Origin of the sequence: Arthrobacter ramosus, from assembly GCF_039535095.1 — a bacterium.
Lineage (GTDB): Bacteria > Actinomycetota > Actinomycetes > Actinomycetales > Micrococcaceae > Arthrobacter > Arthrobacter ramosus.
On sequence record NZ_BAAAWN010000001.1, the window covers coordinates 1,795,299 to 1,809,054 of the forward strand.

15 protein-coding genes and 1 tRNA gene are annotated in these 13,756 nt (G+C 62.8%); 7 read left to right on the forward strand and 9 right to left on the reverse strand.

Annotated features, from left to right (window positions below):
• Positions 1-83 precede the first annotated feature (83 nt).
• Positions 84-749, forward strand: coding sequence for a TetR/AcrR family transcriptional regulator (locus tag ABD742_RS08380; RefSeq protein WP_234749768.1), 666 nt, complete (start codon positions 84-86; stop codon positions 747-749).
• Here the strand turns inward: ABD742_RS08380 and ABD742_RS08385 are convergent.
• From ABD742_RS08385 to ABD742_RS08400, 4 genes are read right to left on the reverse strand one after another with little or no spacing between them, the layout of a single operon-like run.
• Positions 746-1,585, reverse strand: coding sequence for a PfkB family carbohydrate kinase (locus ABD742_RS08385; RefSeq protein WP_234749766.1), 840 nt, complete (start codon positions 1,583-1,585; stop codon positions 746-748). The genes ABD742_RS08380 and ABD742_RS08385 overlap by 4 nt on opposite strands.
• Positions 1,586-1,631: 46 nt before the next feature.
• On the reverse strand, positions 1,632-2,141 hold the full coding sequence (locus tag ABD742_RS08390) for a nucleoside deaminase (RefSeq protein ID WP_234749764.1): 510 nt from the start codon (positions 2,139-2,141) through the stop codon (positions 1,632-1,634).
• Between the two features lie 10 nt (positions 2,142-2,151).
• Positions 2,152-3,129: a nucleoside hydrolase gene (locus tag ABD742_RS08395; protein ID WP_234749762.1), complete on the reverse strand. Its 978-nt coding sequence runs from the start codon at positions 3,127-3,129 to the stop codon at positions 2,152-2,154.
• A 43-nt stretch (positions 3,130-3,172) separates the two neighbouring features.
• Positions 3,173-4,606, reverse strand: a complete 1,434-nt coding sequence (locus ABD742_RS08400) for an MFS transporter (protein ID WP_234749760.1) — start codon at positions 4,604-4,606, stop codon at positions 3,173-3,175.
• Between the two features lie 158 nt (positions 4,607-4,764).
• On the opposite strand from ABD742_RS08400, the gene ABD742_RS08405 reads away from it, so the two are divergent.
• The gene (locus tag ABD742_RS08405) at positions 4,765-5,550 is read left to right on the forward strand and encodes a GntR family transcriptional regulator (protein ID WP_234749758.1); all 786 of its coding nucleotides are present in this window, start codon (positions 4,765-4,767) and stop codon (positions 5,548-5,550) included.
• A 67-nt stretch (positions 5,551-5,617) separates the two neighbouring features.
• Here ABD742_RS08405 and ABD742_RS08410 read toward each other — a convergent pair whose 3' ends face one another.
• Positions 5,618-6,397 carry an SDR family NAD(P)-dependent oxidoreductase gene (locus ABD742_RS08410; RefSeq protein ID WP_234749756.1) on the reverse strand — a complete coding sequence of 260 codons (780 nt, stop codon included), beginning with the start codon at positions 6,395-6,397 and terminating at the stop codon, positions 5,618-5,620.
• A gap of 76 nt (positions 6,398-6,473) precedes the next feature.
• Positions 6,474-7,091 carry a TetR/AcrR family transcriptional regulator gene (locus ABD742_RS08415; RefSeq protein WP_234749754.1) on the reverse strand — a complete coding sequence of 206 codons (618 nt, stop codon included), beginning with the start codon at positions 7,089-7,091 and terminating at the stop codon, positions 6,474-6,476.
• Between the two features lie 162 nt (positions 7,092-7,253).
• Here ABD742_RS08415 and ABD742_RS08420 point away from each other — a divergent pair, with 162 nt between their 5' ends.
• Positions 7,254-8,141, forward strand: a complete 888-nt coding sequence (locus ABD742_RS08420; RefSeq protein ID WP_234749752.1) for a ScbA/BarX family gamma-butyrolactone biosynthesis protein — start codon at positions 7,254-7,256, stop codon at positions 8,139-8,141.
• Position 8,142: 1 nt separating this feature from the next.
• Here the strand turns inward: ABD742_RS08420 and ABD742_RS08425 are convergent, their stop codons facing one another.
• Positions 8,143-8,799, reverse strand: coding sequence for a ScbR family autoregulator-binding transcription factor (locus tag ABD742_RS08425; protein ID WP_234749750.1), 657 nt, complete (start codon positions 8,797-8,799; stop codon positions 8,143-8,145).
• A gap of 32 nt (positions 8,800-8,831) precedes the next feature.
• Here ABD742_RS08425 and ABD742_RS08430 point away from each other — a divergent pair, with 32 nt between their 5' ends.
• Together ABD742_RS08430 and ABD742_RS08435 are read left to right on the forward strand one after the other, a co-directional pair.
• Positions 8,832-9,803, forward strand: coding sequence for an NAD-dependent epimerase/dehydratase family protein (locus ABD742_RS08430; RefSeq protein ID WP_234749748.1), 972 nt, complete (start codon positions 8,832-8,834; stop codon positions 9,801-9,803).
• Between the two features lie 229 nt (positions 9,804-10,032).
• Positions 10,033-10,105, forward strand: a tRNA-Ala gene (locus ABD742_RS08435).
• 79 nt (positions 10,106-10,184) lie between these two features.
• Here ABD742_RS08435 and ABD742_RS08440 read toward each other — a convergent pair.
• Complete coding sequence (locus ABD742_RS08440; RefSeq protein WP_234749746.1) at positions 10,185-10,562, reverse strand: cupin domain-containing protein; 378 nt, start codon at positions 10,560-10,562, stop codon at positions 10,185-10,187.
• 212 nt (positions 10,563-10,774) lie between these two features.
• On the opposite strand from ABD742_RS08440, the gene ABD742_RS08445 reads away from it, so the two are divergent.
• Positions 10,775-11,914 carry a class I SAM-dependent methyltransferase gene (locus ABD742_RS08445; RefSeq protein WP_372460909.1) on the forward strand — a complete coding sequence of 380 codons (1,140 nt, stop codon included), beginning with the start codon at positions 10,775-10,777 and terminating at the stop codon, positions 11,912-11,914.
• Positions 11,915-11,917: 3 nt separating this feature from the next.
• On the opposite strand, the gene ABD742_RS08450 is transcribed toward ABD742_RS08445, so the two are convergent.
• Positions 11,918-12,355, reverse strand: coding sequence for a phosphotransferase (locus ABD742_RS08450; protein WP_234749742.1), 438 nt, complete (start codon positions 12,353-12,355; stop codon positions 11,918-11,920).
• 112 nt (positions 12,356-12,467) lie between these two features.
• On the opposite strand from ABD742_RS08450, the gene ABD742_RS08455 reads away from it, so the two are divergent.
• A complete protein-coding gene (locus tag ABD742_RS08455; protein ID WP_234749740.1) occupies positions 12,468-13,721 on the forward strand; it encodes an ROK family protein in 1,254 nt (417 codons plus the stop codon).
• Positions 13,722-13,756 lie beyond the last annotated feature (35 nt).

The following is a 13,756-nucleotide window of genomic DNA, read 5'->3' on the forward strand; positions in this document are numbered from 1 at the left end:
CCGGTTTCTGAAATTCCCTGTTTCTGAAATATCTTATTGATCGCATGATCAATAAGAAGAAAACTACTTTAGACTGTTGTGTGATGTCAAGCACCATACAGAAACGCGCTGCCCGGAAGACGCCGGCCGAACGCGCGGCCGAAATAGCCGAGGCCGCCAAGGAAATAGCGCTTGAGCAGGGGCTTTCCGCCATCACGCTGCGAAACGTGGCAGCGCGGGTGGGGGTGGCCTCGGGGCTCGTCGCTCATTACCAGCCCAATGCGGAGGCCCTGGTGGCGGGCATCTTCTCGACCATCGTGGCGGCGGAGACTGAGGAAGTTGCTGGCCTTCTGGAGAAGCAGCCGAGTCCCTTGGAACAGCTCGGGATGCTCCTCGAAACGTTGATGGACGGCAGCCGACTCGATGTCACGGCCATCTGGGTAGAGGCGTGGACCCTCGGACGCCGGAACGAGGCGCTCGCAGCTTGCGTCCGTGAGCAGATGGATGCGTGGCAGGCAGTGGTGCAGCGCGTGGTCGAAGCGGGGATCGACGCCGGTGAGTTCGACACGTTCGATGCTCCGTCTGTTGCCTGGCAGATCCTGGGCATGGTGGACGGGCTGAATGCCCAGGCGCTGGTGCGCTGGGACGGCGTCAGCGACCGCGGTACGCATCTGGCCCGCGCTGTGGAAGGCATGGTAGGTGCGGCCCGCGGTTCGCTGCTGCCGGGCGGTGTCCAGCACATCGGGCGGATCTCAAGTTCGGATTCTTAGTTCCGCAGGTAGTGTTCCAGCCGCCCGAACTCCGGTTGGGAAAGCTCGCTCGCGACGGCGGCGGCACCCACCGCGCAGGCCGCCGCGAGGCTGCTTTCCTCATCCAGGCCCGACGCGAGTGCCAGCACGAGCGCCGCACAGAAGGCGTCACCGGCTCCAACGCTGTTGACGACGCTCGTCTTGGTCGCGGGCGCGTGGGCGGTCCTGACCCCTTGTGTGTACATTGACGCGCCGCCTGCGCCGTAGGTGACGGCCACGCGTTTGGCGTTCCCGAGCTCGGGGATGAGTCCGTACTCGGACTCGTTGACGATCACCAGGTCACACCGTTCCAGAAGCTCTGCCGGGAGTGCCTGCGCCGGGGCCGCGTTGAGGGCGAAGAACCCGGCAGTGCGGCGCGCGGCTTCCAGCACGGTGTCGACGGCGATCTCCAGCTGTGCCAGTACCGGTCCGCCATCGGAGAAATCGGCGCGATCCAGCGAAACCACGGCGTTGGCTCCAGGGGCCACGGCGATCTGGTTTTCGCCCTCGCTGTCTATCACGATCAACGCTGTGCCGGTTGGCGCGGAAACCTGCTCCACTGCCGAAATATCAACCCCTGCGCGGTCCAGGGCCTCCGTCAGAAGCCGACCATCCGGATCCGCGCCGACGGCGCCCACCATGCGGGCGGCCCCGGCCAGCCGCGCAGCAGCCGCGGCCTGGTTGCCTCCCTTTCCGCCGGGCTGACGGGTGAGGGTGCCGCCGCCGATGGTTTCACCAGGGGAGGGTAGGCGGTGGACGCGGCACGTGAGATCGACGTTGAGGCTGCCGACAACGGTGAGCGTGGTTGGGATAGGCATGAGCTGTCCTTCTGGTGGTGCTGGATTGCGGTGTTGGCTTTCCGGTCTAGTGCCAGAAGCCAAGGTGGACCTCTGTTGCCTCGGGAAGCGGAACCGGGCCCGTCACGCTGACGTTGCTGCCGCCGTGGGCAAGGACATCGCGGCAGGGGAGGTCAAGAGTGGGCACGCCGGACTGCTGGGTGACAATCGAGGCGAGGTCCTTCTCGGACAAGGCATAGACCACGCGTCCGATTCCAGCCCAGTAGATGGCGCCCGTGCACATGGCACACGGTTCGGTGCTCGTGTACAAGGTGCTGCCGGCCAACGCGGCGGCATCGAGCTTCTTGGCGCTCAGGCGGACCAGGTCGGTCTCGGCATGCCCGGTGGGATCGTGTTCCGTGTTGACGGTGTTCATGGCTTCCACCATGGTTCCGTCCGGAGCCAACAGGAGTGCGCCGAACGGGTGGTCGCCGCGATCCCGGGCTGACCGCGCGAGGGAAATGGCGCGGTTCAGCAACTCAAGGTCGGCCTGGCTGGGCTCGGCGGGTGAAGAAGCAGTGTCTTCGGAAGTGTTCATCAAAAGCCCTTCAGTTCGCCGCCAGCAGGGACAGGATCCGCTCCAGGAGATGCGCAGCGGCGTCGCCCTTGACGGACAGCACAACCCGGGAAGCCCGTTCCGGCGCCGGGCGCGCGCCGGAGGCTCCGCCGTCGAGCCGCTCACAGCGGGTCTTGCCATGGTCTGCACCCTTGCTCGTGTCCACGGAAATTGCGACGTACGGGGCGTCGTCGAGCTCGAGGGCACCCACGGCGATTGCCGCCGCCAGCGGATCGTGGAGGGCGGCACAATGCTCACCGAAAATCGTGTTGTAAAAGGCGAAGTACTGGACGAGCATGCCGGAGAGTGCGCTGGCCACCGGATGTCCGGCGGTCGCAAGGGCCGCACGGTGGGCCTCATCGAAGCGGTGGTTCATGGTGACGTCCAAGGGAACCATGATGACCGGCCAACCGGCCTCCATCACCACGGCGGCTGCCTCGGCGTCATTGAAGATGTTGGCCTCGGCGACAGGGCTGATATTGCCCGGCACAAACGCGGCTCCGCCCATGATCGTGACATCGCGGACGAGTGCCGGGAGCTTCGGGTCCAGTTGCAGTGCGAGGGCCAGATTGGTGAGCGGACCGACGGCGATGACGCGCAGTTCGCCCGGGTGCTCGTTGGCGAGCCGCACGAGCATCTCTGCGGCAGTCTCCGACTCCGACGTCAGTCCAGAGTCTTCCAAGGTGACCCCGCCGATGCCGTTCTCTCCGTGAACGTGCGGCGCCCCGCCGTCGAACGTGCCCATGAGGGGATCGTGGGCACCCACGGCAACCGGGATCCCGGCCCTGCCGGCAGCATGCAGCAGGTTCAAAGTGTTGACGGCCCCGACCGCGGCGCTGACGTTGCCGCTGACGGTTCCGATCCCGGCCAGCTCCACCTCAGGGCTCGCCAGGAGATACGCGATTGCCAGGGAATCGTCGATGCCGGTATCGCAATCGAGGTAGAACGGCTGCGGTGTAGTGGTGGTCATGGTGCTCCTTCGTGGGTTGGATGACTCGGCTTTGGGTGCGGATTTAGGCATGGGCGACGACGACGGCGGGCGCCGCCGCGGCGCTCGCAGCCACTGGGCGGAGGATCAGGGAAGCAGCAAATGCCGCGAGGGCGAAGCCGGCAGAGATCCACAGGGCAGTTTGGTAACCGGCGATGGTTCCGGCGGCGACGGCGGGTGCGACGACGGCGATTCCCACACTGGCTCCGATTCCAAAGCATGCTCCATTCAGGCCGGGCACGGAACCCGGCGCCGATTTGGGTGAATTCAGCACCGCGATGCCGCTGACGGTGCTCTGGAACTGGCCGAGATACAGGACTCCCATGATGATCAGCAAGGCGAAGACCATCCAACGGTCCGCGGCAAAGATTGCGACGGCAACCGCTGCCACGACGATCAGGCCGCTGCTGATCCGCAGGGCCTTGAACCAGCCGATGCGCTGCGCGAACCAGCCGGAGAACACCGCCGTGAGCACACCCACGAAGGCCGTCGGCGTCAGGTATAGGAGGGCTGACATGGAAGCGGACAGTCCGTATCCGGCTTTTGCGTCCTGGCTCAAGAGGATCACGGTGAAGTTCAACGCCGAGAAGATGCCCGCAAGCGTCAGCACCGTGCTCGCCAAAACCGGCCATACCCGTCGGGACCGCAATTGCTCGATGGCGATCAGCGGACGCTCAACCCGCCTTTCCACGGCGACGAACGCCAGCCCGGCAATCACTGCGCCGGCGAGATAGCCAAGGGTCCAGACGTCGCCCCATCCGGACGTGGAAGCCTGTCCGATCAGGTTGCTCAAGAGAACCAGGAACGTGCCCAGGGTGCCTGCGCCCCACCAGTCCATGCGTCCCTCACGTGTCCGGGCGGGCCTCTTCGGGACCACGACGGCGACTAAAACGATCGCCAGAACGCCCACGCCGAGGACCAGGACAAAGAGGAATTGCCAGCCGATGGTGTCGGTGATGAAACCGCCCAGGAAGCCGTCGAGCCCGCCGATGCCGCCGTTCACTGCCGAAATGATGCCGACGGAAATGCCGAAGAGGCGTTTGCTGAAGCGCTCGGACAGGAGCAGGAACGAAATGGTGAACGTGGCGCTCGTCGCACTTTGCAGGACCCGGCCGACGAGAAGGACGGTCAGGTTTGGTGCCAGCAAGCACAGGACCGTGCCGCACAACATCATGGAGAGGACGATCAGCAGGGTGCGGCGGCGTCCCAGGAAGTCGCTCCATCGGGAAAATGCCATGCCCAGGACCGCGCCGGTCAGGAAGAACAGGGACTGGACTTTGGCCACGTTTTCCGTGGATTCCTGGAAGTGAGCGGCCATGGCCGGCAGGGCCGCCGAGAACAGGCTGGCGTTGAGCTGGTAACTGAGGATGGAAAGGATCAGCGTGGAGATGAGGACGGGCACTCGGGCTGCTTTTCGCCGAAGGGGGAGCCCTGCGGTGCTGGTGGCTTGGGTTGTCATGGACAAACTTCCTTGTTTGAAACAAAACGGCTTCGGGGGTGGCTCGATGCAGGTGTGGCGCAGAGCACATGTTGGCTTATATGTGCATCATACACGCTTGTTATACAAGCTCGGAATACCTATCGCGTAAACTCTCAATATCAACGAAGGGAGCCATCTTGGACCGCAGTGCTGAGGCCGTTCTTTCGGAGCCCTTGGATGCCACCGCCAACATCCCGCTCCGCGTTGCCGTGTACTCGCGCATCATGAATGCGATCCGGGCGGGGCACTTCCCCGTTTCGTCGCTGTTGCCTTCGGAAACGGACCTGGGTTCGGCAATGAAGGTCAGCCGGACGGTGGTCCGTGAGGCTCTCATGCTCCTCGAGGAAGATGGATACGTGCGCTCCCGCCGGGGCATTGGCCGTTTTGTGGCCACCCGCCTGCCGCGGGTCGGCCTTGAACGGATCAGGCCCATGGAGGAGATCCTGGCCGAGGCCGGATCCGCTATCCAGGTCAGCCGTACACAGCATGTACTGCACCCGTCGTCGTCGGTGTTCACCGCGGAGCCCCTCGGAATCCGCGAAGAAGAGCCCTCTTGGTTCTTCGAGAGTGTCCTCAAACGGGACGGTTCACCTATTGCCTTGGTCCAGGAGCACGTCGCAAGCAAGGGGGGTCTCATTGATCGTTACCCCGAAGCGGCACGCGCCATTGTGGACGACGTCGGCGGAGGAGCCACGCTGCTGGCTAACTTGATCTCGGCAGTTGGCCCGGCTTTTGGGCCCGGCGAGACCGATATCGCCGCGGGCACCCCGGGTGTCGCGCGAGGCGAGCTGCTTGAGCTGGATGCCAAGGACCCTGTGCTGATCTTGACCCAGACCGTGGAGCACTCCGGCCAGATTGTCTACCTCGCTAAGACGCTGGTCAACACAGGGGTAGTCCAGATCGGAATCATCCAGGGAACCTGAGCGCAGCGTGATGCGCGGAAGGGGACCGCCGGTTGGCGGTCCCCTTCCCTGTGTGGAGCTTCGTGGCTCAGTTTGCCGGGCGCACGGCCCGTCCCGCGGCCGCGATCACCAGCTTCTCCGGAAGTAGCTTGACGGCCACCCGGGCAACAAAGGAGTTGAGCCGGCCATCCACAACGCTCGGCTTGTTCCCGCGGATCGCGGACATGGCGGTGTCCACAACCTGCTCCGGGGTCCGCATGGATCCAGCGGCTGCAGCTTCGCCGGCGATTTCAAAGAACGGCGTGTCCGTGGCCCCGGGGCAAACGGCGAGGACTTTCACGCCTGTGCCTTGTGTCTCGGCCCACAGAGCCTGGGTGAACGAGAGCACGAAGGCCTTTGTCGCGCCGTAGACGGCCATGTGGGGTATCGGCTGGAATGCGGCCGTACTCGCGATGTTGATGATGGCCCCCGAACCGCGCTCAACCATGCCGGCCAGGTATCGCGTGGTGGTACCGACCAAGGTGGAGCAGTTCAACTGGATCTGTTCGACGTAGCGATCGGCGTCTGCATGGAGAACTTGTCCGTGTGTTCCGAATCCAGCGTTGTTGACCAGGATGTCCACTTTGAGGCCCAACGACTCGGTGGCGAGGCGGAGTTCCTTCGCGGAGTCCGGCAGGCTCAAGTCCATTGCCAGGACAGTCACTTCGGTGCCGTGCTCGCGGAGTTCTCCCGCAAGCGCGTCAAGTTTGTCCTGGCTGCGGGCAACCAGTATCAAGCGTGCGCCCTCGGCAGCCAGCCTTCGGGCAAAGACCGAACCGATACCGGTGGACGCTCCGGTGATGAGGGCTGTTTTGGCTGAAATATTCATTTCTACTCCTAATAAACTGACTGTGCGGTTTGTTTTTTGGCCAAGTGTCGAAGTCTTTGGCTCGTGGGTTGTTGCGTTACTGGGTGGAGATGAACTGCTGTTCGAGGAGTTGCAACAGTAGCGTCGCGCGTCGCTCGAAGGCGTCGAGATCTTTGGGGTCAAGGGCGTCGGTGACCGACTTCAAGCCATCGAATGCGGCCACGACAACCGTTGCTGCGTCGTCGGGATCCCCTGGAAACGTCAAGACGCCGCTTGCCCGGCCCCGTTGAAGGATGCCGGCCACGAGGTCCACCCACGCGGCGAGGGGGGAGGTGCCTCCGGGGTGCTCCTTCGTGGAGGCCAGTTGATTGGCCAAGTGCACCACTCCCCACGCGGAAGAGTCGCTCAGGACTGTTCTGACCATGAACTCCCCGAGCTGGCGCAACTCCTCCAGCGGATTGTTCTTGCTGAGAATTTCCTCCTGCACGCGACGCAGCCAACGTGCCTTTTGCTCGTCGACGACGGCCTGGGCCAACGTTGCTTTCGAAGAGAAATGGAAGTAAATGGCTCCCTTCGTGAGCCCGACTTCGCGGATGATGTCGTCCATCCGGGTCTGCTCGAAACCCTTGCGCGCAAAAACGTCCGCGGCAACCCGAAGGATCTCATTCCGGGTGGCCGCGCCCTTGGGCGTACTGCCTGTGTCGCCAAACTCCATATCGCTAAACTACAAACCGACCAGTAGGTATGTCAATCCGGGCAGTTCACCGGCTTCGACAATCAGATGGGCACAGCTTGCCGATAGGATTTGCTCGTTTAATGGGGGGCGCAACAGCAGCGATCGCTGTTCTGGCAGATCCTGGGAGGAGTGGGGGACCCAATGCGCGATGAAGCGCTCTTCGAGGCTTCCGTCAAGCGGGAGCTCGTTCATAAGCGCTCGGTTTCGGAAGTCTTCTTGACTGACTTTGTTCAATCAAGTTCCAGGCGGTTCATTGCGGGAGCGCAATGGCCGCGATGGCACGTTTTTTATGGCTCGCCGGACGGTTCGCCGGATTCCGCGATCATGGCTGAGACGTTGAGGCAGGCAGTTATCTTCTTGTCCCATTTGTGCGGAGTGCCCTTGACCCACAAGTTCCTCATGCCGCACATGAGCATTTCGGTAGAAGCCGCGATCCTGGATCCCCTGGTACCCGCTCAGGTTGCTGTCGAACTTGACGTGAAGGATATGAAGCTCAGCGGAGGGCAGCTGTCGGCCCTGACTGTGGCTGCGCGGTTCGTTGTTGACGGCGCTCCCGTAGGGGAAGGGGTGGCGGCGGCCCGCATTGTGAATCCGGCGACGTATGAGCGAGTGCGTGGGGCGGTCCCTGCCGGGTTGCCCGCCGCCGGCGAAGACTTACTGGCGTGTGCCGACGTCGGGCATGCCACCCAGCGGAACGTGATGCTCGGGCAAAGTTCGCGCCCGTTCGTCTGGCCGTTGCGGGTTGATCCAACGCACCCCATTTTCTTTGACCATCCCCTTGACCACGTGCCGGGAATGCTATTGGTCGAGGCTGCGAGGCAGGCAGTGCGCGCAGCGTGTTCCCGCCCCGATGCCGATTTTGCCCTGTTTGAGGCGGAATTCATGAAGTTGGTCGAGTTCAGCTATCCCGTGGATGTTGCTGTGACGCAACTCGAATCACATAGCGCCCACGTGGTGATGAGGGTCCGCTTGCTGCACGAAGGAGAGACCCTGATGTCCTTGTTGGCTCGGGTCAAAACGCCGCGTTGATTCAGGGAGTCCCTGGGCCTGGAGGGTGAATCGGCACGATGGCCGGCATCATGAAACGCCACATGTCGTCAATCCGTTTGAGGACGTCGCGCCGTTCGGTCAGCACGTTGGACACCATCTGGACGCCCGTGAACGACGCAACTAAATACCGTGCGAAGTCTGCGGCATCAACGTCGGGCCGCACGTCGCCCTCCAGCTGGGCTTGGCGCGTCAGCATCTCCATGGTCGTGACCCAGTCCTGGTAGGGACCTTTGACGTCGCCATTGAACGCCGAAGCTTCAAATGTCAGCCGGATTCCAGCCCTGACGATTGGCTCGTCAAGTAGCTGTTGCCCGAATGTCCGGCACATGGCAATCATGGTCTCCAGCGCAGGCAGTCCGGCGGCGGCGATCTTCTCCCCGGCGACACGCACAATGTTGTGCTGTTCGGCGATAACTGCCAGCGCCAGGTCTTCCTTCGACTTGAAATGGAAATAGAGCGCGCCTTTAGTGACCGAAGCGCGGTCAGTGACGTCGCTTAGGCTTGCATTCCCGTAGCCGACCTCTTCAAAGATCGACGCTGCACCCTCGATGACTGCCGTTCGGGTGGCTTTGGCACGTTGTTGCATGATCCGCGTGGAGACCTCTCCGGTTTCTGCGTCCGGGATACTTGAGTACATGAAACTGACGGACCTGAAGATCGGTGGGGGGCATGTCAACATGCGTTGACCATGTGCCCCGGGTCCTGGTCCTGGGTTCGTCAGGTTTCATTGGAAGCCGGGTTGTAGCCTCACTCGCCGGATCCGGAGGGGCGCACGTTGTGGCACTCTCACGAAAACCGGTTGCAAGACTACGAAACAATAACGCTACCATTGCGACAGCCGACATTTCCGTACCGGGGAGCCTGATCCCCTTCTTGGCCGATACGGATGTTGTTGTCCATGCCGCATCCTATGTGGGCTCCGAGCCCCGTCTTGCCTATGAGATCAACGAGCTTGGCACCGGCAACGTCGTTGAGCAGTGCCGGCAAGCCGGAGTTGCCCGACTGATCCATGTCAGTACTTGCAGTGTTTACGGGAGCGGCCCTCACCGCGGCATCCTTGAATCCGAAGCCGGCTATCACCCGGCCTCGGTTGCCAGCGCCAGTCGCGCGATCGCCGAACAGCTGATTCTCGGCTACGGCGGCGAAGTTGTTCGTCCCAACCTCGTGTTCGGCGCGGGAGACCGCTGGTTTGTTCCGGGCGTGCTCAAACTGATGAAGGTGGCTGGAGGGTGGCCGGGTGATGGTTCGGCGCTGCTTTCGCTTATCGGTGTGGAGGCGCTGGGAAGGCTGCTTTCCGGGCTTGCGCTGGCGCCTGGACAACCCGGGCAGGCTTTCCATGCCGCATATCCGGAACCTGTTCGGGTGTCATTCCTCTTGCAGAACGTTGCCCGGATATTCGGTGCGGAGTACCCGAAGTTCCTGAGAGATGACGAACGTGCCGGCTCGGCCTTGCGCGCTGCAGGATTCAGCGGCCATCAGATTGACGTGGTGACGAAGGATCACTGGTATTCCTCTGAAGGTCTGTGGCGGATCTCCGGGCGCGAACCGGAATCGTTCAACAGTGCTCTTGGTGAATTTTCTTCTGCCTACCAAGTCCCCGGGAGTCCGATCGGTCATAAACCGGTTGAACGGTTTGTTTAATGGCTGCTCAGTCTCTACACTTCAATGCAGTGGCTCGTTGTGTTTTGCAGCAACAGCTGAAGGGCAGTAATGGGGGGAGGTGCGGCCGAGTGATCGACCGCACCTCATCTGTCCTACGCACCTCGTCCAACCGGGAGCCAACAGCGTTCGATTTCCTATCTCACATCCTTGTGGTTTAGTATTGACGAGTTGCTCCGGCGGGGATTGAAGTTCCCGCGGGCAAAGTTCGGGGGCTGTGGCGCAGCTGGTAGCGCACCTGCATGGCATGCAGGGGGTCAGGGGTTCGAGTCCCCTCAGCTCCACTCTGGAGGCCTTGCTTGAAACATGGATTTGGTTCGTGTTTCAAGCAAGGCCTCATTTTTTGGCTTGAAGTGCGTTCTGCTACTCGGGCTTGACTCCATATTCTGCTGCGCTGACAAACTCGATGGCCGAGTAGGTCTCGTCGCCTACAACCCATGCAGTGTGTCCCGGCGGGATGGTGTATGAATCGCCTTTGGAGATGCTGATCTTCTTGCCGTCGGTGGTCTCGACTTCCAGTGCACCGGCAATGCAGTAACCCACGTGGTTGAGCTTGCAGGAATCGGTTTGGACCACCGGTTTGATGCAATCCGTCCAACTCCAGCCTGGCTCGAAGCTGAGGCGGCCGATGGTGTAGTCACCGACAGTGACGTTTTCCACCAAGGTTTTCTCCGGGCGGCGGATTTCATCGGGGGAATTGTGCGACTTTACTTCAAGCTGAGTGACGAGGTTGACAGTCATGGTCTGCTCACAAGGGGAGTGGGAGCCTGGACTTTTCAGGTCCGCAACGTGGCTCGCCCTTCGCCGCGGACCCTGGTGTCTGAACTGCTTGCGGCGCGTGCCGTGGCCTTAGGCAGCGGTCAGACGGTCGATAACTTGCAATCTCTACCTTCCTCCGCCACCCCTATGTTGTCGAGGGTTCCCGAGGGGGGATAGATTGGTGCACCGTGACCTTGACCGAGCTGGATGCACACCTTGAGACGCTGTTCGGCACCCTCCGCCGCTTCCCCGACGTCGAGGCAGAAAACCTGCAGGCGCACGACGCCACCGATCGGCTCCTCCTCGAGACCGCGGCAGTGTACATCGTTAATCCGGAAACCCGCGTGGCGGTGATCGGTGACCGCTACGGAGCCCTGACGCTGGGCGCTTTGGCGGCCCTCGGCGTCGGGCACGTCCGGGTGACCCAAGACCTGTACGTCAGCAGGCTCGCGCTGCAACGGAACGCCGGCGGGTCCGGGCTGACCGGCCGCTTTGACGAGTTCGAGCTGGGTGCAGGGTTGCTCGACGGCGCCGAACTGGTGATCATGCAGTTGCCCAAAGCCCTGGCGGAACTGGAAGAAATCGTCGACGCCGTTGCGCGCTTTGCAGCGCCGGGAGCCGTCCTGCTCGCCGGAGGTCGCGTCAAGCACATGTCCCTTGGCATGAACGCCGTCCTTGAACGCAGCTTCGAGTCCGTGCAGCCGCAGCTTGCGCAGCGGAAGTCACGTGTCCTGCTTGCCAACGGTCCCAGGCGGCCGGATACCCCGGAACCCTTCCCGGTCTCGGAGCAGAACACCGAGCTGGGGATGACGGTCTGTGCCCACGGGGGTGCGTTTTCAGGCACGAAGCTGGATATTGGAACGCGCTTCCTCTTGGGCTTCCTGGACAGGATCCCGGAAGCACGCCACACGGTAGACCTTGGCTGCGGGACCGGGATCCTCGCCGCAATGTATGCCCGGAACCGTCCCAACGCCCGGGTTACCGCGACGGATCAATCGGCCGCAGCAGTCGCGTCCGCCAAGGCAACCGCGGCAGCCAACGGGCTGGCAGATCGAATCACGGTAGTCCAGGACGATGCCATGTCCACCTTCGAACCAGGCAGTGCCGACCTCATCCTGCTGAACCCGCCGTTCCACCTCGGCGCCAGCGTCCATGCCGGCGCGGCCACGAAGATGTTTGATGCCGCGGCACGGGTCCTGGCTTCCGGCGGTGAACTCTGGACTGTCTACAACAGCCACTTGCAGTACCGCGCGGCGCTTGAAAGGCTGATCGGTCCCACCACCGAAATCGGCCGGAACCCGAAATTCACCGTGACACGCAGCATAAGACGTTAAGGGTCAGCGCTCCGACAGCAGCTGCTCCACCCCGAAGCGCCCGACTCCAGCCATCCCGGGATTGTCATCCGAGAAACTGACCATCGCCGTCGCAAGGACCACCGCCCAGCCGCGGGCCCGGGCCCACGTAGCGGCATCCACGGCGGGTCCGAACGCCGCCATGAAACGGCGCCGCGCACCGCCGTCGAACATCAACCACGCGACGGCCAGATCGACGGCGGGATCCCCGGCCCCTAGGTCTCCGAAGTCGACGACGGCCGCGAGACGGCCGTCGGGGGTCAGGAAGACGTTCGCCGGGTGAAGATCTCCATGCAGCCACAGCCCGGGTCCGTCCCACAGCGGGGCCAGGCAAGCCTCGGACCAGAGCCGCCGCGACCGCACCGCCTGCGGTGACGTCCAGCTCGGCCTGCGGCATGAGTGCCATAATCCAGCGCCTCTCATCAGCAATATCCGGCTCCATTACGCCGGGGCAGCGTGTGGGCATACCGGGACAAGCACACGTGCCGTACGATGCAAATGCAACAGCATTATTCGAATGATTTTAGGGGAATCCGTGACTGAGATCCGCCAGCCGACTCCGAGGCGCGGAACCAATCTGCCCCGCATGGGGGACTTCAACCTGACCGTCATTCTCGACGCAATCAGGCGCTCGTCGGGCGGACTGAGCCGGGTGGAACTCGCCCAAATTGTCGGCCTTTCACCGCAGACTATTTCGAATATCTCCCGCCGCCTCCTGGATCAACGGCTCATTGTCGAAGCAGGCAAGGAAGGCAGTGGTCCGGGCAAGCCCCGCACCATCCTGCGCCTGAACCCTTCCGGAATGTACGCGCTTGGCGTCCACGTTGATCCCGCGGTCATCACCACGGTGGTCCTGGACCTGGTGGGTGACGTTGTGAAGCACTCCAGAATTCCCACACCGACCGGAAGCAATCCCCAGCGCGTCATCGCCGTCATAGCGGAGGAAATCAAGGCGCTGATCGAAGATTCCGGTGTTGATACGGGAAAGATCGCGGGACTTGGCGTCGCGGCGCCGGGACCCATAGACCTCGATGAGGGTACGGTCGTGGACCCGCCCCTCATGACGGGTTGGGACCGGGTTCACCTGAGGGACGCCCTCGCCGAGGCCACCGGGCTCGAGACCCTTGTCGACAAGGACGTCACCAGTGCGGCCGTCGCCGAAACCTGGGCGGGCGGAGCCAGCGGCACCGGAAGTTTCATCTTCATGTATATGGGTACCGGCATCGGTTGCGGCATCGTCTTGAACGATGAAGTTATCCGCGGAACATCCGGCAACGCCGGTGAAATCGGACACATCATTGTCGATCCGGACGGGCCCGAATGCGATTGCGGCCTGCGCGGATGCGTCAAGTCTTCCTGCATCCCGCAGGTCCTCGTGGCCGAAGCCGAAGAGCAAGGTGTCCTGAACGGTGGCCGCAAAGGCACCGAGGGCCCGGAAGTTCAGGAAGGTTTCGCCCGGCTTTGCGATGCCGCGGATGCAGGTGACGAACGCGCCATCGCGATCATCGACAAGTCGGCGGTGCTGGTTGCCCGCGCGGTTGCGGTGGTGACCAACACCCTCGACGTCGAACGCGTCGTCTTTGGCGGCCCGTTCTGGGGCCGCATGTCCGAACATTACCTGGACCGCATTCCTCCCCTGCTCGCCGCCAACAGTGCCGCCAACAGCATCCACGGCATCGAGGTTGTCGGGACCGGAGTGGGCGAAGACGTCGGCGCCATCGGGGCGGCCTGCCTGGTACTCGAACACACGCTTGCGCCGCGCGCCCAGCGGCTCCTGCTGGAAGGCTGAGGCCTTCACCACGTCCTGCGTCGCAGGGCTGCATT